This window comes from Pseudomonas sp. 13159349 (assembly GCF_013305685.1).
GTDB lineage: Bacteria > Pseudomonadota > Gammaproteobacteria > Pseudomonadales > Pseudomonadaceae > Aquipseudomonas > Aquipseudomonas asiatica.
The window spans coordinates 2,165,567-2,187,254 of record NZ_CP045553.1 but is presented as its reverse complement, the minus strand read 5'-3'; the positions used below and the strand labels follow the sequence as shown (position 1 = coordinate 2,187,254).

At 61.7% G+C, this 21,688-nt stretch carries 19 protein-coding genes and 4 tRNA genes; 7 read left to right on the top strand and 16 right to left on the bottom strand.

Annotated features, from left to right (window positions below):
• Window positions 1-111 precede the first annotated feature (111 nt).
• Entirely contained in the window at window positions 112-1,518 is a 1,407-nt protein-coding gene (locus GEV38_RS10320) for a transglycosylase SLT domain-containing protein (protein WP_015269704.1), read from the bottom strand.
• Window positions 1,519-1,676: 158 nt separating this feature from the next.
• Between GEV38_RS10320 and GEV38_RS10315 the strand changes: the two genes are divergently transcribed.
• From GEV38_RS10315 to GEV38_RS10305, 3 genes are all read left to right on the top strand, one after another.
• Window positions 1,677-2,474, top strand: coding sequence for a TatD family hydrolase (locus GEV38_RS10315; RefSeq protein WP_015269703.1), 798 nt, complete (start codon window positions 1,677-1,679; stop codon window positions 2,472-2,474).
• A gap of 256 nt (window positions 2,475-2,730) precedes the next feature.
• Window positions 2,731-4,209 carry a methyl-accepting chemotaxis protein gene (locus GEV38_RS10310; protein ID WP_054572840.1) on the top strand — a complete coding sequence of 493 codons (1,479 nt, stop codon included), beginning with the start codon at window positions 2,731-2,733 and terminating at the stop codon, window positions 4,207-4,209.
• Between the two features lie 75 nt (window positions 4,210-4,284).
• Window positions 4,285-4,653, top strand: coding sequence for an Mpo1-like protein (locus GEV38_RS10305; RefSeq protein ID WP_054572839.1), 369 nt, complete (start codon window positions 4,285-4,287; stop codon window positions 4,651-4,653).
• A 168-nt stretch (window positions 4,654-4,821) separates the two neighbouring features.
• On the opposite strand, the gene GEV38_RS10300 is transcribed toward GEV38_RS10305, so the two are convergent.
• The 3 genes from GEV38_RS10300 to GEV38_RS10290 all read right to left on the bottom strand — a co-directional run bounded on the left by GEV38_RS10300 (window position 4,822) and on the right by GEV38_RS10290 (window position 6,772).
• Window positions 4,822-5,619, bottom strand: coding sequence for an acyl-CoA thioesterase II (locus tag GEV38_RS10300; RefSeq protein ID WP_015269701.1), 798 nt, complete (start codon window positions 5,617-5,619; stop codon window positions 4,822-4,824).
• 77 nt (window positions 5,620-5,696) lie between these two features.
• Complete coding sequence (locus GEV38_RS10295) at window positions 5,697-6,476, bottom strand: CHAD domain-containing protein (protein ID WP_054572838.1); 780 nt, start codon at window positions 6,474-6,476, stop codon at window positions 5,697-5,699.
• A 17-nt stretch (window positions 6,477-6,493) separates the two neighbouring features.
• A complete protein-coding gene (locus GEV38_RS10290) occupies window positions 6,494-6,772 on the bottom strand; it encodes a hypothetical protein (protein ID WP_003259403.1) in 279 nt (92 codons plus the stop codon).
• A gap of 178 nt (window positions 6,773-6,950) precedes the next feature.
• On the opposite strand from GEV38_RS10290, the gene GEV38_RS10285 reads away from it, so the two are divergent.
• The gene (locus GEV38_RS10285; RefSeq protein WP_173895790.1) at window positions 6,951-7,991 is read left to right on the top strand and encodes a patatin-like phospholipase family protein; all 1,041 of its coding nucleotides are present in this window, start codon (window positions 6,951-6,953) and stop codon (window positions 7,989-7,991) included.
• Between the two features lie 236 nt (window positions 7,992-8,227).
• Here the strand turns inward: GEV38_RS10285 and GEV38_RS10280 are convergent, their stop codons facing one another.
• The 7 genes from GEV38_RS10280 to GEV38_RS10250 form a co-directional block, all read right to left on the bottom strand.
• On the bottom strand, window positions 8,228-10,099 hold the full coding sequence (locus GEV38_RS10280; protein ID WP_173895788.1) for a SurA N-terminal domain-containing protein: 1,872 nt from the start codon (window positions 10,097-10,099) through the stop codon (window positions 8,228-8,230).
• Between the two features lie 183 nt (window positions 10,100-10,282).
• Complete coding sequence (locus tag GEV38_RS10275; protein WP_003259401.1) at window positions 10,283-10,555, bottom strand: HU family DNA-binding protein; 273 nt, start codon at window positions 10,553-10,555, stop codon at window positions 10,283-10,285.
• A gap of 152 nt (window positions 10,556-10,707) precedes the next feature.
• On the bottom strand, window positions 10,708-13,104 hold the full coding sequence (gene lon, locus GEV38_RS10270) for an endopeptidase La (protein WP_015269697.1): 2,397 nt from the start codon (window positions 13,102-13,104) through the stop codon (window positions 10,708-10,710).
• A 163-nt stretch (window positions 13,105-13,267) separates the two neighbouring features.
• Window positions 13,268-14,551 carry an ATP-dependent Clp protease ATP-binding subunit ClpX gene (clpX, locus tag GEV38_RS10265; protein WP_173895786.1) on the bottom strand — a complete coding sequence of 428 codons (1,284 nt, stop codon included), beginning with the start codon at window positions 14,549-14,551 and terminating at the stop codon, window positions 13,268-13,270.
• 108 nt (window positions 14,552-14,659) lie between these two features.
• A complete protein-coding gene (gene clpP / locus GEV38_RS10260; protein ID WP_003259400.1) occupies window positions 14,660-15,301 on the bottom strand; it encodes an ATP-dependent Clp endopeptidase proteolytic subunit ClpP in 642 nt (213 codons plus the stop codon).
• Between the two features lie 91 nt (window positions 15,302-15,392).
• Complete coding sequence (gene tig, locus GEV38_RS10255; RefSeq protein ID WP_015269696.1) at window positions 15,393-16,706, bottom strand: trigger factor; 1,314 nt, start codon at window positions 16,704-16,706, stop codon at window positions 15,393-15,395.
• Window positions 16,707-16,953: 247 nt separating this feature from the next.
• A complete protein-coding gene (locus GEV38_RS10250) occupies window positions 16,954-17,253 on the bottom strand; it encodes a DUF6388 family protein (RefSeq protein WP_015269695.1) in 300 nt (99 codons plus the stop codon).
• 206 nt (window positions 17,254-17,459) lie between these two features.
• On the opposite strand from GEV38_RS10250, the gene GEV38_RS10245 reads away from it, so the two are divergent.
• Window positions 17,460-17,816, top strand: coding sequence for a type II toxin-antitoxin system RelE/ParE family toxin (locus tag GEV38_RS10245; protein WP_015269694.1), 357 nt, complete (start codon window positions 17,460-17,462; stop codon window positions 17,814-17,816).
• Complete coding sequence (locus GEV38_RS10240) at window positions 17,813-18,115, top strand: XRE family transcriptional regulator (protein WP_015269693.1); 303 nt, start codon at window positions 17,813-17,815, stop codon at window positions 18,113-18,115. Before GEV38_RS10245 ends, GEV38_RS10240 begins: the two co-directional genes overlap by 4 nt.
• Window positions 18,116-18,188: 73 nt before the next feature.
• On the opposite strand, the gene GEV38_RS10235 is transcribed toward GEV38_RS10240, so the two are convergent.
• The 4 genes from GEV38_RS10235 to GEV38_RS10220 form a co-directional block, all read right to left on the bottom strand.
• A tRNA-His gene (locus tag GEV38_RS10235) sits at window positions 18,189-18,264 on the bottom strand.
• A gap of 44 nt (window positions 18,265-18,308) precedes the next feature.
• Window positions 18,309-18,393 (bottom strand) — tRNA-Leu (locus GEV38_RS10230).
• A gap of 52 nt (window positions 18,394-18,445) precedes the next feature.
• Window positions 18,446-18,521 (bottom strand) — tRNA-His (locus GEV38_RS10225).
• 42 nt (window positions 18,522-18,563) lie between these two features.
• A tRNA-Arg gene (locus GEV38_RS10220) sits at window positions 18,564-18,640 on the bottom strand.
• 272 nt (window positions 18,641-18,912) lie between these two features.
• Between GEV38_RS10220 and folD the strand changes: the two genes are divergently transcribed.
• The gene (gene folD, locus GEV38_RS10215) at window positions 18,913-19,767 is read left to right on the top strand and encodes a bifunctional methylenetetrahydrofolate dehydrogenase/methenyltetrahydrofolate cyclohydrolase FolD (protein WP_015269692.1); all 855 of its coding nucleotides are present in this window, start codon (window positions 18,913-18,915) and stop codon (window positions 19,765-19,767) included.
• A 166-nt stretch (window positions 19,768-19,933) separates the two neighbouring features.
• Here the strand turns inward: folD and GEV38_RS10210 are convergent, their stop codons facing one another.
• Window positions 19,934-21,673, bottom strand: coding sequence for an ABC transporter substrate-binding protein (locus tag GEV38_RS10210; protein WP_013971878.1), 1,740 nt, complete (start codon window positions 21,671-21,673; stop codon window positions 19,934-19,936).
• Window positions 21,674-21,688: the final 15 nt, after the last annotated feature.

Below are 21,688 nucleotides of genomic sequence, written 5' to 3'. Positions count from 1 at the left end.
CGAAGACTCCTTGAAGCGGGAAAGTTGTGTTGGGATGGGCGCCATCATAATCGATTCTATAGATATGAGAATCGCAAAAAACCCAACATAACAATCGACAAAATCGATTTATCAACGTTTAGCCACACGCTCCAGCGCGGCACGCTCCCGGTTGAACGCTACAAAGTACTTGTTCACGCTATTGACGAAGTTGACGGGCCCCATGCCCACCTGCTCCATGGCGATACGTTCGGTCTGGAAAAACCACTGGTCGCCATTCAGCCCGCGACGCCGCGCCTCCGCACGCATGGCCTGGACCCGCTCGGGCCCCAGGTTGTAGGCCGCCAGGACGAAGGCCATGCGCTCGCGCTCGTTGATCTTGGCGCTGGCAAAGAACTTGCGCCGGATCAGCGCCAGGTAACGGGCGCTAGCCTGGACATTGCCATCCACCGTGGCGGTGTTGCTCACCCCCACGCGCTGCGCCGCCGAAGGGGTGATCTGCATCAGGCCATGGGCCCCTCCGGTGCCGCGCGCTGCCGGGTTGAGCGTCGACTCCTTGAAGGCCAGCGCGGCCAGGTTGAGCCAGTCGATCTGCTGCGCCTCACCGTGTTTCTGCAGCACCGCCCGCAGTGCGGTCAGGCGCTGGCGATTCTTGCTGGCCAAGGGGTCGTGCACCCGGTACTGGCGGCGGTAGATGCGCTCGAACGCGGCGTCCTGGTTGTCCGGTGCGCGGTAGCCCTGCAGAAAGCGATCGACCGTGGCCTGCAACTGCGGCGCATCGGGCCTCACATACCAACGCATGGCTTGCGGCGCCCCCAGTTTTACGCGGCTGTCCAGGCGCAGGCGCGGCATCACCCGGGCCCAGCGCCGGGCGATCGGCTGCTCGACCACGGTCAGGTGATAGATGCCGGCCTGGACCATTTCCAGCACATCCTCCACCGCCAAGGTCGAGTCGACCCACTCCACCTTGATCGGCGCGCGCTTGCGCAGCGCCAGCTGCTGGTTGACCTGCTGGATCAAAGGGCCGGCCGCGCTGGCGCTGGTCAGGGCCACGGTACGCCCGGACAACTGCTCGACATGGCTGAAACTGCGCTCGCCCTTGCGCCCCACCAGCAGCAGCGGCACCTGGTCGAGCACTGGTGCGCTGCTGCTGACCCCGCGCACCACGGCGGGGTCGAGCAGCTCGCCCGGCGCGGCCAGGTCGCCCTCGCCACGGGCCAGGGCGCCCAGCAACTGCTCCTTGGCCCGCGGGATCAGCTTGAGCTGGATCTCCTGGCCGTCGGCGGCGCGGGCATTGAGGTAATGCTCCAGGGCACGCAAGCGATAGTATTCGATGCCGACCGGCTCGCCCTTGACCTCACCGGAGCTGTTGCGGCTCTGGTTGACCAGCACCCGCAGCACCTGGCTGGTGCGAATCTGTTGCAGGTCACGGACCTTGGCCGGCGCGATGTTCTGCTGCGGTCCCGGCACGCGCGCGTGGGCAGGCCCGGTCAAGGTCAGCCCAAGCATCAGCAGGAAAATGAGCCAGCATCGCTGCATGCGAAAACGTGTCCGTGGTCGGTGAGCGGCATCCATGGGGTTGCACCGCCAAGAGAGAAATGACGGCAAAAGACCACGGCAACAGCATGAAGTTCTTGGTTTTTTCAGAAAAACACGGTTTTTGCTATGCTGGCCGCCCCGCGGCACGAGATAGCACCATGCAACTGATCGATATCGGCGTCAACCTGACCAACAGCAGTTTCCACGACCAGCAGGCGGCAATCGTCGAGCGCGCCCTTGAGGCCGGGGTCACGCAGATGGTGCTGACGGGCACCAGCCTGGCGGTCAGCGAACAGGCGCTGGAGCTGTGCCAGCAACTGGATGCGAGCGGCGCGCACCTGTTCGCCACGGCAGGCGTACACCCTCATGATGCCAAAACCTGGGATGCCGGCAGCGAGCGCCAGTTGCGCCAGCTGTTGAGTGAACCACGTGTACGCGCCGTGGGTGAATGCGGCCTGGACTTCAACCGCGACTTCTCCCCTCGCCCGCTGCAGGAAAAAGCCCTGGAGGCACAACTGGCACTGGCTGCCGAGCTGCGTCTGCCGGTGTTCCTGCACGAACGCGACGCCAGCGAACGCCTGCTGGCGATCCTCAAGGATTACCGCGACCACCTGACCGGCGCAGTGGTGCACTGCTTTACCGGCGAGCGCGACGCGCTGTTCGCCTACCTGGACATGGACCTGCACATCGGTATTACCGGCTGGATCTGCGACGAACGCCGTGGCACCCATCTGCATCCGCTGGTGGGCAACATTGCCGAGGGGCGGCTGATGCTGGAGAGCGATGCGCCTTACCTGCTGCCGCGCAGCCTGCGGCCCAAGCCGAAGAACGGGCGCAACGAACCAGCGTTCCTGCCAGAGGTGTTGCGTGAAGTGGCCTTGCACCGGGGTGAGTCGACCGAACATACGGCGGCACATACCACGGCAACGGCGCGGGCGTTTTTCCAACTCCCCTGAACCCGACGCGTTCTCCTGTAGGAGCGGCCTTGTGTCGCGAAAGGGCCGCAACGCGGCCCCGGCAATCTATCCGCTGAAGCTGAAAACCTGGGGGCGCTTCGCACCCCTATCGCGCCACAAGGCCGCTCCTACAAAAGCGCGGCAGTACTTGCGGCGGAATTTTCTTGATACACATCAAGAAAGGCCCTGGCTTGCGCAGGCACAATGATGGCACCTTGCCAATATTGTTCCCGCTCAACTCAGAGAAGACCTGCCCATGGGTGCCTGGCTTAGCAATGTTTCCCTGAAGTACAAGTTCTGGGCCGTCAACGCGGTGGCCTTTGTCACGACCTTGCTGCTGGTGCTCTATGCCGTGCACCTGGAGCAGCGCGCCCGCGCCGAGGCCGCGCAGGCCCAGGCGGCCGCGCAGGCGCAACTGCTTGCTGCCTGGCCGGCCGGCCAGCCGCTACCCCGCCCGGCCAATGTCATCAGCTGGTCGCCCGGGCAAACGCCCACCTTCGCGGGCGAACCCCTGGAGGCCCTGCGCAATGCCCAAGGCTGGGTCGAACTGCCTGCCGCCCGGCTCTTGGGCAACAACCCGCTACAGGGCGCGCAGGTACTGCGCAACGGTGATCAGCAAATGGCCGTGCTGGCCCAGTCGCCAAGCCTGCGCCAGGTGTTCTTCGACCGATTCAGCAACTACGCGGTATGCGTACTGATCCTGATGCTGGCCATGCTCGGCGCCTCACAGTTGCTGATCCGCTTCCTGCTCAGCCAGCTCAACACCCTCAAGGATGTGATGCTGCACGTGGAAAAGACCGGCGACCTGTCGGCCCGCGTGCCGTTGGCCTGTGGTGACGAGGTCGGCCAGATGGCCGGGGCCTTCAATGCCATGCAGGCGACCTACCACCGCGTGGTCAGTACTGTCGCCCACACCGCTGCGCAAGTGGACTCCGGTGCCGCGCGCCTGGCCGCGAGCATGAGCGACGTGCGCCACGGCATGCTCGGCCAGCAGAGCGAGACCGACCAGGCCGCTACCGCCATCAACGAAATGTCAGCAACGGTGCACCACATCGCCCAGCATGCCGGCGCCACCCGTGACCTGTCACAAACAGCCGACGCCCTGGCCGGTAGCGGCCAGGAGGTGGTCAGCCGGGTACAGGACTCGATCTCCGGGCTGTCCAGCGGCGTGCAGCAAACTGCCGAGATGATTCGTCAACTGGCCGAAGACAGTCAGAAGATCAATGGCGTGGTCAGTGTGATCCACAGCATCGCCGAGCAGACCAACCTGCTGGCGCTCAATGCCGCCATCGAAGCAGCGCGCGCCGGCGACCTGGGCCGCGGCTTTGCCGTGGTGGCCGATGAAGTGCGCAACCTGGCCAAGCGCGTACAAAACTCCACCGACGAGATCACCACCATGGTTTCGGCCCTGCAGTCGGGCACCCGGGATGCAGTGGAGTTCATGCAGGAGAGCTCGTACAAGGCCGACGACTGCGTCCGCCAGGCCCAGGAGGCCGGCGAAGCACTGGCCGAGATTACCGGTGCCGTGGCGCAGATGCGCGAAAGCAACACCCAGATTGCCGTGGCAGCCGAGCAGCAAAGCCAGGTGGCCGAGGAAATGAACCGCGCCGTGGTGAGTATCCGCGATGTCACCGAACAGACCGTGCAACAGACCGTGGGCTCGGCAACCACCAGCAGCGAACTGGCAACCTTGGCCGGTGAACTGAACAAGGCCATTGGCCAGCTCAAGCTATAGTCACCATAGCCAGCCTCGATTGGCCCCCGCCTGGGGGGCGCACTAAGCTTTGGGCATGACCGAGAGGAAATGCCCATGAGCAAACGCCTGCCCAACCTGCCCGCCTGGCAATGGCGCGGCTACCACCACAATCACCGCCACCCGGCCAACCTGGTGCTGCACCTGATCGCCGTGCCTTTGTTCATCCTTGGCACGTTGCTGATTCTGTCCGGCCTGTTCAGCCTGGACCTGGGCCAGATTGCCGTTGGCATCATTGCGCTGATCGCCGGCCTGGGCCTGCAACGCCAGGGCCACCGACTGGAAGCCGAGCAACCCGAACCCTTCGCCAACCGCAAGGATGCCGTGCAACGCCTGCTGACCGAGCAGTTCATCACCTTTCCGCGCTTCTTGCTGAGCGGGGCCTGGTGGAAGGCCTGGCGGGAACGACACAAGCATCGCCATTGATGCTCCAATCACGCGCAATCTTTTGTAGGAGCGGCCTTGTGTCGCGAAAGGGCTGCGCAGCAGCCCCGGATTTACAGCTTCGCCGCGAAGATTGCCGGGGCCGCTTTGCGGGCCTTTCGCGACACAAGGCCGCTCCTACAGGAAAGCGTGCAGGCCTGCAGGTATCTGCTAGGCAAACACGGTAACCGTCTGCCGGCTCAAGGCCAGCAACTCGCCCTGCGCCGTCCTCAACGCAGCGGCAGCGTGCCCGTAACCATCCCGCGCATGCTCGGTTTCCACGCAATAACGGCACCAATCCAGGGTCGATAGCTGCGCCGTGGGCTGCATGAATTCTATGGTCCAGGTCAACGTACTGCCGGCAGCCGGCTGTTTGAGAAACGGCATCAGGCTTGGCGGCCAGGCATCGACCAGCGCCAGCAGGTGCGCCTCGTTGACCGGTTCTTCGGCCACCCCGCGCAAACGTACCCAACCGCCCATTTGCCGCGACTGATTGCCACTGAACGGCAAACCACCCACCGCCCAGCGCAAGGCCACATGCTGCATGAACTCCGGAGTAACGCCTTTGATATGGGGTAGCTCGGGAGCTGCATCGTCGAGCGCTTTCATTTCCTCGGCCGGCAAGGCTGGCACATCGACCACCGACGGCCGCCCTGCACCGAAATTGCCCTGCACCAGCGTCACTACCTGGCCGTCTTGAACGGCACGGCCCAGCAAGGTGCTGACAGCCTTGCCTTCACGCAGCACCTCTACATCGAAGCGGATTGGCACATCGGCCGCGGCTGGCGCCACAAAGCTGATGGCCAACGAACGCACGGGGCGGTCATCGGAGATTTTCTGGCGCATGGCTTCATACACCATGGCCGCCATCAGCCCGCCAAAGGCGGCGCGCCCCTGGGCCCAGCTTGGCGGGACACATACAGCTTCGGGGTTGGCCCGCACGGCGTCGAGCAGTTGGTTGAAATTCATTGGCCGGCTCCTGCCTGCTGCGAATAAGGTCTGCCCATCCTAGCCAGCAAACCCATACCGATCAGCCCGCATTTCGGTCATTTTTCGGGCTTTCGCCGCGCCAACGCCTGCTGCAGTGCATCCAGCGTCGCATCCGAATGGCGCTCGGCCTCATGCAATTCCTGCTCCCAGGCGACCTTGCACGGCGCCAGATCGGCATGCTCGCGCGCCTGCAGCAGCCATTGCAGGCGATCATGCCAGTCACCCAAATCGCCCTGGGCCTGCTTCAGCAAGCGCCGCAACTGCTTGCCCGCATGGTCGAGCTGCGGATAGGCCTCATCGCCATAGCGCGCACGCTTGATCAGCAAGCGCAAGCGGTGGCGGTCGTGGGCCGGGTCCTGCAGCGCCTGGTACAACTTGCGCCACTGCTTGACCAGGCGTTTGTCGATGCGCTTTTCCAGCGCCTTGACCAGGCCCTCGCGACCGGCTGCACGCATGAACAGCGGAAACGCGTCGACAATCGCCAGCACCCGCGTCAGCTCGGGGCTGGCGGCAACACTGGCGAATGTCCTGGCACGCCCTTCCAGGCGCCGCTGCCCGGCCTCGGCAAAACCATGCCCAATCAGTTCGGCCGCCAGCACCTCACGGTCGCGCAACGGCGTGGTGAGGGCACCCAACGACCTGGCGGCCTCCTCCAGCTGCTCCACCCCCGGCAGCCCACGCAGCGGCCGCAGCAGGCTGCGCAGGCGCCGCAGGGTGGTGCGCAGGTCATGCAAGGCCTCGCTGTCGGTATCGGCAGCCAGGCGCTCGCGGCAGGCCAGCAGGCGCACCTGCAAGGCCACTATCTGGGCAACCACGTGATCGAGCATGGCAGACATTGAAAGACGCTCCTTGGTCAGCGCCCGGCGCGAGACTCACGAATGTAGAAACGGGCCTTTTCGGCTTTTCTGGTACAGCTTTCATAACCTTCGAACTGCTGTTGGGTCTTGGCACCGGTCAGCAGCGACAAGGCCTTGGAGTAGCTCACGGCACCGGCAAAGCCTTCGGCCTTGGCCAGGTCCAGCTCCTTCCAGGCGGCATCCAGTTGGGTTGCGCAACTCTCGCGGTAGGCCGTCTTGCCCGCGCAGCCAGCAAGGGCCAAGGCAATCAGTGGAAGGCAGATCCAGGCTTTCATCGGTAATACCTCAATGGAAAAAACATTGGCTGTTCGACGCCCCGGCATCTGAAAAGTGCCCTGCCCAGCCAGCTTGGCCCAGCCAGTTTTATTACAGTAGCTCAGCACGATGCACATTGAAGCACAGGTGGCGATGGGTGCATTGTAGGACCATGGTTGCACTGGCCGGGGAATGTTCATGAGCAAACGCGTGGCACTGGTACTGGGATCGGGTGGAGCCCGGGGGTATGCACACATCGGGGTGATCGAGGAAATCGAGCGCCGCGGCTACGACATTGCCTGTATCGCCGGCTGCTCCATGGGCGCGGTGATCGGCGGCATCTACGCCGCGGGCAAGCTGGAAGACTACCGCAACTGGATCGAGAGCCTCGACTACCTGGATGTGTTGCGCCTGGTCGATGTCAGCTTTCGCCTCGGCGCAATTCGCGGCGACAAGGTGTTCGGGCAAATCCGCAAGATCGTCGGCGAGATCAACATCGAGCAATTGCGCATCCCCTACACCGCGGTTGCAGCCGACCTCACCAACCAGCAGGAAATCTGGTTCCAGGAGGGCTGCCTGCACCAGGCCATGCGCGCCTCGGCAGCCATCCCCAGCCTGTTCACCCCGGTGATGCAAGGCAACCGCATGCTGGTCGACGGCGGCATCCTCAACCCGCTGCCGATCGTGCCGGTGGTGTCCAGCCACTGCGACCTGATCATCGCGATCAACCTCAATGCCACCAACCAGAAGCAGTACCAGCTACCGGTGATCGAACGCCCAGCGGCGTTCAAGATGCGCTTCGATGCGCTACTCAGTTCGCTGGGTTCGCGCTTGCCGTTCCGGCGCAAGCCGGCGGAGGAGCTGATACGTATCGAGCAGGAAATCGTCGCCGAAGGGCTGGCGCCGCCTAACCCGTGGCTGGCCGATGCCGCCAACCCGGAAGGCCAGCAACCGGCGGCGGCACCGGAGCGCGAGGGTGCGCCAAAGTCTGCGACCGGCTCGTTCATCATCGACAACGTGGGGCCCGCTTCGCTGCTGGACTTGATCAACCAGAGCTTCGAGGTCATGCAGACCTCGTTGGCACAGTACAAGATCGCAGGCTATCCACCGGATGTGCTGATCAACGTGCCCAAACGAGTGTGCCGGTTTTTCGAGTTCTACAAGGCGCCGGAGCTGATTGCCCTGGGGCGGGAGATTGCGCGGGATACGCTGGATATCCATGAAGGGGTGAAACGCTAACATGGCCTGTACTGGCCTCATTGCCGGCATCGACGTCAAGACATGTGAAGCACATGTAGGAGCAGCCTTGCGCTGCAAAGAGGCCATCAGGGCGAAGAGAATCTATTGCCCTGCTGGCCTCTTCGCAGCACAAGGCTGCTCCTACAGGGGTATCGAACAGGCCTAAAGCGCGGCGATGAGCAACAGAAACGAAACAGGCCGCACTGGGCGGCCTGTTCGTTCATGCATCCATCACCTTAGTAGCGGGTGATGTCCGCCTTGGCTTCCAGCTGCTTGCGGTATGCCGCGAAGTCCTGCTGGCCAGCACGCGATGCGAGGTAGCGGCGGATCTGCTGCTTCTCTTCGTCGGTGGCAGCAGCGCCTTCGTTGACACCCTTGAGCTGCAGTACCACCAGGCTACCGTCACGCAGCACGACGCTGCCATAAACCGGCTTGTCCTTGGCCTGTGGCTTGCCCAGGCGGAACAGCGCCTGCAGCTCGGCCGGGTCGATACCGTCCTCGCCGCGGGTAACTGCTTCATAGGCCTTCCAGCCCTGCCCTTCGTGCACACTGCCCGCTGCGATGGAACCGTCACGCAGGCCGGCAATCAGCTTGTCCGCCTTGGCCTTGAGCTCGGCAGTTGCCTTCTCCTTGGCCAGGTGCTCGCTGATGTTCTTGGCCACGGCTTCCAGCGGCAGCTGCTCAGGCTTGCGGTGCTCCTTGACGCGCAGCACCACGGTGGTTTCCGGGTCGAGCTCGATGGCGGTGCTGTTGGCACCCTCCTCCAGCACTTCTTCGGAGAATGCGGCCTGCACGACCGAACGGTTGGCAGTGATGCCTTCGCCACCCTCGCGGCCGAACGCTGCGGAGGTTTGCACCTTCAGGTTCAGGTCCTGGGCCGGCTGGGCCAGGTCGGAAGCCTCGTAGGCAGCATCCTGCAGCTGCTTACTGGCATCTACGTAACGCTGCTCGACCAGCGGGATCTTCAGGTCACGGGTCAGCTTGTCCTTCAGGCTGGCGAAGCTCGGCACTTCCGGCGCCTGCACGCCCAGCAGCTTGATAAGGTGGTAGCCGAACTCGGTGCGAACCGGCGCCGAGACCTGACCGTCCTGCAGCTTGTACAGCGCATCCTCGAACGCCGGGTCGTAAACGCCCGGGCCGGCGAAGCCAAGGTCACCGCCGCTATTGGCCGAACCAGGGTCCTGGGAGAACTCCTTGGCCAGCGCGGCAAAGTCTTCGCCCTTGGCCAGGCGCTGCTCGATCTCTTCAGCGCGGGCCTTGGCCTGGGCGTCGGTGACCTTGTCGTTGACCTCGATGAGGATGTGCGCGGCATGGCGCTGCTCGGCGAGGTTGGCGATTTCCTTCTCGTACTGGGCCTTGAGCTCTTCGTCGGTCACCTTGACCTGATCGAAGAACGCCGACTTCTTCAGCTCGATGTAGTCGATCACCACCTGGTCTGGCGACATGAACTCCTTGGCGTGCTGGTCGAAGTGCGCCTTGATCTCTTCATCGCTGACCTTGACCGCGGCCGGGTCGGCCTTGAAGGTCAGGGAAGCGAAGTCACGGGTCTGCTTCTCGAGGCGGGCAAAGGCATCGACCTGCTGGTCGGTCACGAAGCTGCTGCCGGCCAGGCCGGTGCGCAGCTGGCCGATGAGCATTTCCTCGGCAAGCATGTCGCGGAACTGCATGCGGCCATAGCCCATCTGGCGAATGACCTGGTCAAAACGGTCGGCACTGAACTTGCCGTCCACCTGAAACTCCGGCGTCTGCAGGATCACCTGGTCCAGTGCGGCCTCGGAGAAGGCGAATTTGGCATCTTCGGCGCCTTGCAGCAGCAGCTTGCGGCTGATCAGCCCCTTCAGTGCCTCTTCGCGCAGCAATTTGTCATCCAGCAGCGCCGGGTCGAAATCCTTGCCCAACTGTTGCATCAGCTGACGGCGCTGCATGTCGGCCGCCTGGCTCAGCTCGTTCTGGCTGATGGTCTGGCCGTTCACCTTGGCGGCGTCCTGGCTATGGGTGGCGGCCTGGAAAATGGCTTCGAAGCCGGTCAACGCCATCAACACGACGATAAGGCCGATGATGGTCTTGGCAATCCAACCTTGTGAATTGTCCCTGATATTTTGCAGCATGCGTCCCCCAGAAACGGCTGTACCACTGCGTCGACAACCGCGGAGCGTGGGTAGAAACCTGATAAAAGAAAGGCGCATCCGAGGATGCGCCTTTTCTTAGCAAACGTGTCAGGCGGGAACGTTTGCGCCCCGCCATCAGCGTGCTCGGACCTGGCCAGGCCGGGTCCGGCTGAAAGAGACGACTTAGTTGACGGCGTCTTTCAGGCCTTTGCCAGCCTTGAAGCCTGGAACCTTGGCGGCAGCGATCTTGATCGCGTTACCGGTTTGCGGGTTGCGGCCGGTGCGCTCTGCACGCTCCTTGACCGAGAAGGTACCGAAGCCAACCAGTACCACATCGTCACCTTGCTTCAGGGCGCCGGTGACGGATTCGATGACTGCGTCCAGCGCACGGCCGGCTACAGCTTTCGGGATGTCAGCAGATGCGGCGATAGCGTCAATCAGTTCCGACTTGTTCACTCTAAGTCCCCTTATTTCTCTATTGAGTTTGTTTCTAAGTATGTAATGAAAAGCTTATGAAACGTGCGCTGGGTGGCCTGATGACAATAGCGTGCCGCTTTATAGCAAGGCCCCGAAAAAACTGTCAAGGAAAGCCCCCCAGCCAAAAACTACTAGTGCGTGCTAATTCTTTCCTTAGCATCGCCGTCGCGCTTTTCATCTTTCGCGACAATCTCCGGAGCCACATCTGGCAAGGGCTCCGGGGCGTATTGCAGCGCAATTTGCAGGACTTCGTCAATCCATTTGACTGGTTTGATCTGCAGATCCTGTTTGATATTTTCCGGAATCTCCTTCAGATCGCGAACATTCTCCTCGGGAATGATCACCGTCTTGATCCCGCCACGGTGTGCCGCCAGCAGTTTTTCCTTCAACCCGCCAATGGCCAGCACCTGGCCACGCAGGGTGATTTCGCCGGTCATGGCCACATCGGCACGTACCGGAATCTGCGTCAGCGCCGACACCAGCGCGGTGCACATGCCGATACCGGCACTTGGGCCATCCTTCGGCGTGGCGCCTTCAGGCATGTGGATATGCACGTCGTGCTTCTCGTGGAAGTCGGCGGCGATACCCAGGCTGCGGGCACGGCTGCGCACCACAGTCTGCGCGGCGGTGATCGACTCGACCATGACGTCGCCCAGCGAGCCGGTCTTGATCAGCTGGCCCTTGCCGGGGATGACCACGGCTTCGATGGTCAGCAGTTCGCCGCCCACCTGGGTCCAGGCCAGGCCGGTAACCTGGCCGATCTGGTCCTGCTGCTCGGCCAGGCCGTAGCGGAACTTGCGCACGCCGAGCAGGTGCTCCAACTGCTCGCTGGCTACCTTGACCTTGACCTGCTTCTGCCCGGTATGTTCCTTGACCACCTTGCGGCAGACTTTGGCGATTTGCCGCTCCAGGCCGCGCACACCGGCTTCGCGGGTGTAGAAGCGGATGATGTCGCGGATCGCAGAGACATCGACTTCCAGCTCGTCCTTCTTCAAGCCGTTGGCCTTGACCTGCTTGGGCACCAGGTACTTGACCGCGATGTTGATCTTCTCGTCCTCGGTGTAGCCCGGCAGGCGGATGACTTCCATCCGGTCGAGCAGCGCCGGCGGGATGTTCATCGAGTTCGAGGTGCACAGGAACATCACGTCCGAGAGGTCGTAGTCGACCTCCAGGTAGTGGTCGTTGAAGTTGTGGTTCTGCTCCGGGTCGAGCACTTCGAGCAGTGCCGAGGCCGGGTCGCCACGCATGTCGCTGCCCATCTTGTCGATTTCGTCCAGCAGGAACAGCGGGTTGCGCACCCCCACCTTGGTCATCTTCTGGATCAGGCGGCCAGGCATGGAACCGATGTAGGTACGGCGGTGACCACGGATCTCAGCCTCGTCACGCACACCACCCAGGGCCATGCGCACGAACTTGCGATTGGTGGCAGCGGCGATCGACTCGGCCAGCGAGGTCTTGCCGACGCCGGGTGGGCCAACCAGGCACAGTACCGGGCCGCGGATCTTCTTGACGCGCTTTTGCACGGCAAGATACTCGAGGATGCGTTCCTTGACCTCTTCCAGGCCGTAGTGGTCGGCATCGAGGATTTCCTCGGCCTTGGCCAGGTCCAGACGCACCTTGCTCTGGGCCTTCCACGGCACCTGCACCAGCCAGTCGAGATAGGAACGGACCACAGTGGCCTCGGCCGACATCGGCGACATCTGCTTGAGCTTGTTCAGCTCGGCCTGGGCCTTGGCCAGTGCGTCCTTGGGCAGGCCAGCGGCTTCGATGCGCTTTTTCAGCTCTTCGACTTCGTTGTGGCCTTCGTCGCCATCACCGAGTTCCTTCTGAATGGCCTTCATCTGCTCGTTCAGGTAGTACTCGCGCTGGCTGCGCTCCATCTGCTTCTTGACCCGACCGCGAATGCGCTTTTCGACCTGCAGCAGGTCGATTTCGGCATCCAGCAGCGCCAGTACGTGCTCGACACGGGTCGGCAGGTCGACGATTTCGAGAATTTCCTGTTTCTGCTCGATCTTCAGGGCCATGTGTGCGGCCATGGTGTCGACCAGGCGCCCTGGCTCTTCGATGCTGTTCAGCGACGACAGCACTTCGGCTGGGACTTTCTTGCCCAGTTGCACGTATTGCTCGAACTGCGACAGCAGCGTGCGCACGAACACTTCCGACTCGCGCTCGGCGGCGTCGACTTCGTCGATCAGGGAAACTTCGGCACGGATGTGCCCTTCTACTTCGCTGAAACGCTCCACGGCGCCGCGTTGCTCGCCCTCGACCAGCACCTTGACGGTACCATCGGGCAGTTTCAGCAATTGCAGCACGGTGGCAACGGTACCGACGCGGTACAGGGCGTCTTCGCCCGGATCATCGTCGGCCGGGTTTTTCTGGGCCAGCAGAAGAATCTGCTTTTCGCCCGTCATCGCCGCCTCAAGGGCTTCGATGGACTTTTCGCGCCCCACGAACAGCGGGATGACCATGTGCGGGTAAACAACGACATCGCGCAATGGCAAAAGAGGCAAGTCCAGGGTGGTCTTCATGATTTCGCCTCTACAGCGGCCTTATGGCCGGAAACCGGTGGAAATGATGCTTGGACCTAATGTGGGGGCAGGCTTGGGAAATTACAAGCGCTAGCGCAGGAAAAGCAGAAAGGGGCCCGTAGGCCCCTTCTTGCTTGCAACCGTCAACCAGCCATTGCCTGGATCAGGCGTCCGGCGCGGCCTTGGCTTGCGGCTCGCTGTTTTCGTAGATCATCAGCGGCTGCGAAGTGCCATCGATGACGCTCTCGTCGATCACCACCTTGCTGACATCCTTCTTCGAAGGAATCTCGTACATGGTGTCGAGCAACACGCCTTCGAGGATCGAACGCAGGCCACGGGCGCCGGTCTTGCGCTCCAGGGCCTTGCGCGCCACGGCCTTGAGCGCATCGCTGCGGAACTCGAGGTCGACGTTTTCCATCTCGAACAGCTTGGCATACTGCTTGGTCAGGGCGTTCTTCGGCTCGATGAGGATCTGCATCAGCGCGGCCTCGTCCAGCTCGTCGAGGGTTGCCAGCACCGGCAGGCGGCCGACGAATTCCGGGATCAGGCCAAACTTGACCAGATCGTCCGGCTCGACCTCACGCAGGGACTCGCCAACCTTCTTGCCCTCTTCCTTGCTGCGTACTTCGGCGCCAAAACCGATGCCACCCTTGGTGGAGCGGTTCTGGATGACCTTTTCCAGGCCCGAGAAGGCACCACCGCAGATGAACAGGATGTTGCGGGTATCGACCTGCAGGAATTCCTGTTGCGGGTGTTTGCGGCCGCCTTGCGGCGGAACCGAGGCCACGGTGCCTTCGATCAGCTTCAGCAGTGCCTGCTGCACGCCCTCGCCCGATACGTCACGGGTGATGGACGGGTTGTCCGACTTGCGCGAAATCTTGTCGATCTCGTCGATGTAGACGATGCCCATCTGGGCCTTTTCCACGTCGTAGTCGCACTTCTGCAACAGCTTCTGGATGATGTTCTCGACGTCCTCACCCACGTAACCGGCTTCGGTCAGGGTGGTGGCGTCAGCAATGGTGAACGGTACGTTCAACAGGCGTGCAAGGGTTTCGGCGAGCAGGGTCTTGCCCGAGCCGGTTGGCCCGATGAGCAGGATATTGCTCTTGCCGAGTTCGACTTCGTCACCCTTCTTGTCACGCTGGTTCAGGCGCTTGTAGTGGTTGTACACCGCTACGGCAAGCACCTTCTTCGCGCGTTCCTGACCAATGACGTACTGGTCCAGGATACCGCTGATTTCTTTCGGCGAAGGCAATTTGTGCGCGCTGCTCTCGGCCTGGGCTTCCTGCACCTCCTCACGGATGATGTCGTTGCACAGGTCGACGCACTCGTCGCAGATAAATACCGAGGGCCCGGCAATCAGTTTGCGCACTTCGTGCTGGCTTTTGCCGCAGAAGGAGCAATAAAGCAATTTGCCGCTGTCCTCGCCGTTACGGGTGTCAGTCATTCGATCGATCCAATCCGGTAGGCTTGCAACACAAGATGAAGGCAATTGCGGGCTTTTTCAAGTCCGCAGGTAGGCGCTTTCCGCGCCTACCTGCTCTGGCACCCCGGTTCAGGAGGCCAGTTGCCGCTTGTCGTAGACCGAGTCGATCAGGCCGTACTCGGCCGCGCGCGAGGCGCTCATGAAGTTGTCACGTTCAGTGTCGCGCTTGATGGTCTCGAGATCCTGGCCGGTGTGGTAGGCCAGCAGCTCGTTCAGGCGGGCCTTGATATTGAGGATTTCCTGGGCGTGGATCTCGATATCGGTGGCCTGACCCTGGAAGCCGCCCAGCGGCTGGTGGATCATCACGCGCGAGTTGGGCAGGCAGTGACGCTTGCCCTTGGCACCAGCAGCCAGCAGGAAGGCGCCCATGCTGCAGGCCTGGCCGATGCAGATGGTCGAGACGTCCGGCTTGATGAACTGCATGGTGTCGTAGATCGACATGCCGGCGGTGACGGAACCGCCCGGCGAGTTGATGTACAGATGGATATCCTTGTCCGGGTTTTCCGCTTCAAGGAACAGCAGTTGCGCAACGACGAGGTTGGCCATGTAGTCCTCTACCGGGCCAACCAGGAAGATCACACGCTCCTTCAACAGGCGCGAGTAGATGTCGTAAGCGCGTTCGCCACGGGCGGACTGCTCGATAACCATCGGGACCAGACCGCCTGCGGCCTGGATGTCAGAGCTCTGCTGAATATAAGAATTGCGGGACATGTCCTGCGCTCACTCCCAAATAGTCATGGCTTGAATACGCACAAGCCAGCTCGAAGGCTGGCTTGTGGGGGTTTCCTACGAGAGAAGCCTGTTACTCAGCGGCGGCTGGAGCCTGTGCTGGTTTAACGGCATCTTCGTACGAGACCGACTTGTCGGTCACAGTCGCTTTCTGCAGAACAGTATCTACAACTTGTTCTTCCAGCACAACCGAACGGACTTCGTTCAGTTGCTGGTCGTTCTTGTAGTACCAGGCGATGACCTGCTCAGGCTCTTGGTAAGCCGAAGCCATTTCTTCGATCATTTCGCGAACCTTGCCTTCGTCCGGCTTCAGTTCGAACTGCTTGACCACTTCGGCCACGATCAGACCCAGGACTACACGGCGCTTGGCTTGTTCTTCGAACAGTTCGGCCGGCAGCTGCTCAGGCTTGATGTTGCCACCGAACTGCTGAACAGCCTGCACGCGCAGACGGTTGACTTCGTTTTCCAGCAGGGCTTTCGGTACTTCGATCGGGTTGGCAGCCAGCAGACCGTCCATGACCTGATTCTTCACCTTGGCCTTGATGGCCTGGCGCAGTTCACGCTCCATGTTCTTGCGAACTTCGGTGCGGAAGCCTTCCAGGGTCGATTCCTTGATGCCGAACTGGGCGAAGAACTCTTCGTTCAGCTCTGGCAGCACAGGAGCGGCAACGCTGTTGACGGTGATGGTGAACTCGGCGGCTTTGCCAGCCAGGTCCAGGTTCTGGTAGTCCTCTGGGAAGGTCACGTTAACAACGCGCTCTTCGCCAGCCTTGGCGCCAACCAGGCCGTCTTCGAAGCCTGGGATCATGCGGCCGGAGCCCAGTACCAGCTGGGTGCCCTTGGCCGAACCACCGGCGAACACTTCACCGTCGACCTTGCCGACGAAGTCGATGTTGACCTGGTCGTCGTTCTGCGCGGCACGCTCGACGGCCTCGAAGCGGGTGTTCTGCTTGCGCAGCACTTCCAGCATGTTGTCCAGGTCGGCATCAGCCACTTCGGCGCTCAGGCGCTCGACGCTGATCGACTCGAGGCCGCCAACGGTGAACTCCGGGAACACTTCGAAGATGGCGACGAACTCCAGGTCCTTGCCCTTCTCGAAGGACTTCGGCTCTACCGCAGGGGCGCCAGCCGGGTTCAGCTTCTGCTCGACGATGGCTTCGTAGAAGGAAGCCTGGACGAGGTCACCGAACGCCTCTTGACGGGCATCGGCTTCGAAACGCTGACGAATCACGCTCATCGGCACTTTGCCTGGGCGGAAGCCGGCAACCTTGGCGCGCTTGGCAGTCTGTTGCAGACGCTTGTTGACTTCGTTCTCGACGCGCTCGGCCGGAACGGCGATGGTCATGCGGCGCTCGAGAGCGGAAGTGTTTTCAACAGAAACTTGCATGGATATTCCTCGTTGCACAGACGTTAGCCGGCGTTAGCCCGACTCCAGAATCAAGGGCAAGCATTCTAGTGAGTCGCGCAGCAGAAGTCACCCCACTCGGGACGACGAGAAACCACGCCGGTCGATTAACTTTCAAGGCCCGTACGACATAACGCCGAGCCTGCTTCAATGGGGCCGCACGACGCCACCAGGCGACCTGCAGCCGAAATACCTTGTCAAACAACTGCCACCAACGAATTCGCTTCCTTTATTCAGGTTCGATTTCGTTGAACTGGCAGTACTCCTCCCACTCCATCCCCAGCGCCTCGGCTACCTCGCGGTGCGTCTCCAGGCGCATGGCCTGCAGCTGCTCGGGGGTTTCGGCGATCAGTTGCAGGGCCAGCTCCCAAGGCTGGATACCCAGCTCCTCGGCCGCATCCTCGAACGCCCACTCGATCTGCTGGGCCTGCTCGCGCGCATCCAGCTCACGGATCTCTTCGAGCAGCTGCGGGTTGGCCTCGGCAAAGCGCTGTAGCGCCAGGGCCTGACGGCCTTCTTTTGCGATCATCGGGTTGTTCCTCTGCCGGCCAAATGGGCCAGTGTTTCAACCGGCTGAAATCTAACAGCTTTTATTGGGGTGTCACCAGAGGATTGCAAGGGCCGGGATCGATTGATTTGCAACCCGGCGAACACTCCTACAGCACTGCGGGAAACACGCTATGGCACAAGCGATTGCCCTGCGCTTGAATGGAGCACCTTTTTTGGTACACTTCCATGGGCAGGAACACGACAACACTAGATGTCCGCTTCTTTCGCACCGAAGCCGGCAATGAGCCTGTACGCGAATGGTTGACCTCACTCCCCCGCACCCACAAATACCTGATTGGAACCGAGATCAAGACAATACAAATCGGATGGCCGCTAGGCATGCCCATTGTCAGGAAGCTCGGGAAAGGCCTATGGGAGGCCAGGGTCAACCTTGAGAACACGATCGCCCGGGTACTTTTTACCGTGGATGGAAACACCATGATCCTGCTTCACGGCTTCATCAAGAAGAGCCAGAAAACACCAGCGCCGGACCTGGCCGCCGCCAGGCAGCGCCAAGCCGCCATAAAGAGGCACAAGCAATGACCATACATATCGGCTCCGACTTCGACGACTTCCTGGCAAGCGAGGACCTTGCAGAGGAGGTATCCGCAGCCGCCCTGAAGCGCGTGATCGCCTGGCAGATCGCCGAGGCCATGAAAGCGCAGAAGATCAGCAAGAAGGCATTGGCCGAGCGCATGCACACCAGTCGCACCGCGGTTGACCGGGCGCTCGACCAGAACGACTCAGGCATGACACTGGCAACCCTGGCCAGCGCAGCGCGCGCCCTCGGGCATCGCGTAGAGGTGCGCCTGATACCGGAAAACAGCCCTGCCCTCGCCTGAGCGCAGCGCCGCCAGATCAGGGCGCAAAACAAAAAGGCGCCCGATCTCACGATCAAGGCGCCTTCGAAGAATATGGGGTGGACGATGGGAATCGAACCCACGACAACTGGAATCACAATCCAGCGCTCTACCAACTGAGCTACGCCCACCATATTGCGGTCTTGCGATGTTGCAGTACAACCTTACAGAAGCATGGTGCGGACGAAGAGACTCGAACTCTTACAGCTTGCGCCGCTGGAACCTAAATCCAGTGTGTCTACCAATTTCACCACGTCCGCGTAACGCTTAAAACAAAGGCGCCAGATGCTATCGAGGCGCCTTTGAAGAATATGGGGTGGACGATGGGAATCGAACCCACGACAACTGGAATCACAATCCAGCGCTCTACCAACTGAGCTACGCCCACCATATTGCATTACAGCCTACTTGCTTGCCAAAGCTGCCTAAATGGCGCACCCGGCAGGACTCGAACCTGCGACCATCCGCTTAGAAGGCGGATGCTCTATCCAGCTGAGCTACGGGCGCTTAAGCTTGAAGCCTAACCGAACGAGACCTTTAACAGGTAACTGCTAAACCACTCATTCTGCCCGACTTCGCCAACCAGTGCTAGGCTGTGCCCGACAAGTGCGGCGAATCTTATAGGCGAGCCTGAAAGTCGTCAACACCTTTCTCAAAAAAATTTAAATTATTTAAGGGCTTAGGGGATTTGCCCGACCACCCGCCTTTGCCCTTGGCCCATGTCGTGCGAGAATGCGCCCTCTTTAATTGTTTCCTTCTCGATGGTTAATCACGCGTCTATGACTGCACACCTAATCGATGGCAAGGCGATCGCCGCCAGCCTGCGCCAGCAGATCGCTCAACGTGTCGTGGAGCGTCGCCAGCAAGGCCTGCGTACGCCGGGCCTGGCGGTGATCCTGGTCGGCACCGACCCCGCCTCCCAAGTCTATGTCTCGCACAAGCGCAAGGACTGCGAAGAGGTCGGCTTCATTTCGCAGGCGTTCGACCTGCCCAGCGAAACCACGCAGCAGGCCCTGACCGAGCTGATCGACCGCCTCAATGACGATCCGGCCGTCGACGGTATCCTGCTGCAGTTGCCGCTGCCGGCGCACCTGGACGCCTCGCTGCTGCTCGAGCGCATCCGCCCGGACAAGGACGTGGATGGCTTCCACCCGTACAACATCGGTCGTCTGGCCCAGCGCATCCCGCTGCTGCGCCCGTGCACACCGAAGGGCATCATGACCCTGCTGGAAAGCACCGGCCAGGACCTGTACGGCATGAACGCGGTCATCGTCGGCGCGTCCAACATCGTTGGTCGCCCGATGGCCATGGAGCTGCTGCTGGCCGGCTGCACCGTGACCGTCTGCCACCGCTTCACCAAGGACCTCCCCGGCCATGTCGGCCGCGCCGACCTGGTGGTAGTGGCCGCAGGCAAGCCTGGCCTGGTCAAGGGTGAATGGATCAAGGAAGGTGCCATCGTTATCGACGTGGGCATCAACCGCCAGGAAGACGGCAAGCTGGTCGGCGACGTGGTCTACGAGACCGCCCTGCCGCGCGCCGGCTGGATCACGCCGGTGCCGGGCGGCGTCGGGCCGATGACCCGCGCATGCCTGCTGGAGAACACGCTGTATGCGGCTGAAGAGCTGCACAGGTAAGACCGCGTGATATGAAAACGGCACCTCTGGCAGGTGCCGTTTTTTTTGCCCGTAAACTATGCACCGCGCCGGCTTCTTCGCGGGCTTGCCCGCTCCCACAAGTACTGCGCCGCTCTCAAGATGCGCGGGGTACCTGTGGGAAGAAGCCAGCGCGGTGCTCAGCCGATCACTTCCTGGCCGCCTCCCACGACTTCAGCAGTTCGTTGTAGCTGACTGTCTCGCCCTTGGGCTTTTCGTTGGCCAGTTTCGGTTTCGGCGCCCCAGGCTGGTCGAACCAGTATTGGGCATCCTTCTCCGGGTTCAGCTTCGGTGCGCAGGTGGCCTGGGCGTTGGACCGCTGCAAGCGCTCCATCATCCGGTCCTGGTCGCGGGCCAGGCCGTCCAGCGCTTCCTGCGGGGTCTTCTCGCCACTGGCCACTTCGGCGATGTGGCTCCACCACAACTGCGCCAACCGCGGGTAGTCCGGCACGTTGGTGCCGGTCGGTGTCCACTGTACCCGCGCCGGGCTGCGGTAGAACTCCACCAGCCCGCCCAGCTTGGGCGCCAGCTCGGTCATGGCCTGGGAGTTGATGTCCGATTCGCGAATCGGCGTGAGGCCGACGATGGTCTTTTTCAGCGACACGGTCTTGGAGGTGACGAACTGGGCGTACAGCCACGCAGCCAGGCGTTGCTTCTCGGGGGTGGACTTGAAGAAGGTCCACGAACCGGTGTCCTGGTAGCCCAGCTTCATCCCCTCCTCCCAGTACGGCCCCTTCGGCGAAGGCGCCATGCGCCACTTCGGCGTGCCGTCGGCATTCACCACCGGCAGACCGGGCTTGGTCATGTCGGCGGTAAACGCGGTGTACCAGAAGATCTGCTGGGCGATGTTGCCCTGGGCCGGCACCGGGCCGGCTTCGGAGAAGGTCATGCCCTGGGCTTCCTTGGGCGCATAGGCACGCATCCAGTCCACGTATTTCTGCGTGGCATACACGGCAGCCGGGCCGTTGGTGTCGCCGCCACGGGTCACGCTGGACCCCACCGGATGGCAGTCCTCCACGCGAATGCCCCATTCGTCCACCGGCAGACCATTGGGCAAACCTTTGTCGCCGCCACCCGCCATGGAGAACCAGGCATCGGTGAAGCGCCAGCCCAGTGACGGGTCTTTCTTGCCGTAGTCCATGTGGCCATAGACGCGTTTACCGTCGATTTCCTTGACGTCTTCGGTAAAGAACCTGGCAATGTCCTCGTAGGCTGACCAGTTCACCGGCACACCAAGTTCGTAGCCGTATTTTTCCTTGAACCTGGCCTTCAGTTCGGGCCGCTCGAACCAGTCAGCACGGAACCAGTAGAGGTTGGCGAACTGCTGGTCCGGCAGCTGGTAGACCTTGCCATCCGGCGCGGTGGTGAAGGAAATGCCGATGAAGTCCTTCAGGTCCAGGGTCGGCGAGGTGTAGTCCTTGCCTTCGTTGGCCATCAGGTCGGTGATCGATTCCACCTTGCCGTAGCGAAAGTGCGTACCGATCAGGTCGGAGTCGTTGACCCAGCCGTCATAGATGTTCTTGTCCGACTGCATCTGTGTCTGCAGCTTTTCCACCACGTCGCCTTCCTGCAGCAGGTCGTGGGTCAGCTGTATACCGGTGATCTCGCTGAAGGCCTTGGCCAGCACCTTGGACTCGTATTCATGGGTGGTGATGGTTTCCGACACCACGTTGATCTTCATGCCACGGAACGGTTCGGCAGCCTTGATGAACCACTTCAACTCGGCCAACTGCTGTTCAGGGGTAAGGGTCGAAGGCTTGAACTCACTGCCGAGCCACTTCCTTGCCGCATCCTCGTACTGGTCGGCCCAGGCTGTGCCCTGCACGCTGGCCAGTACCAGCAACGCGGCCAGGGTCAAATGTCGCCTGTTGTACTTGTTGTCGAACATTGTGATCTCCCGTTT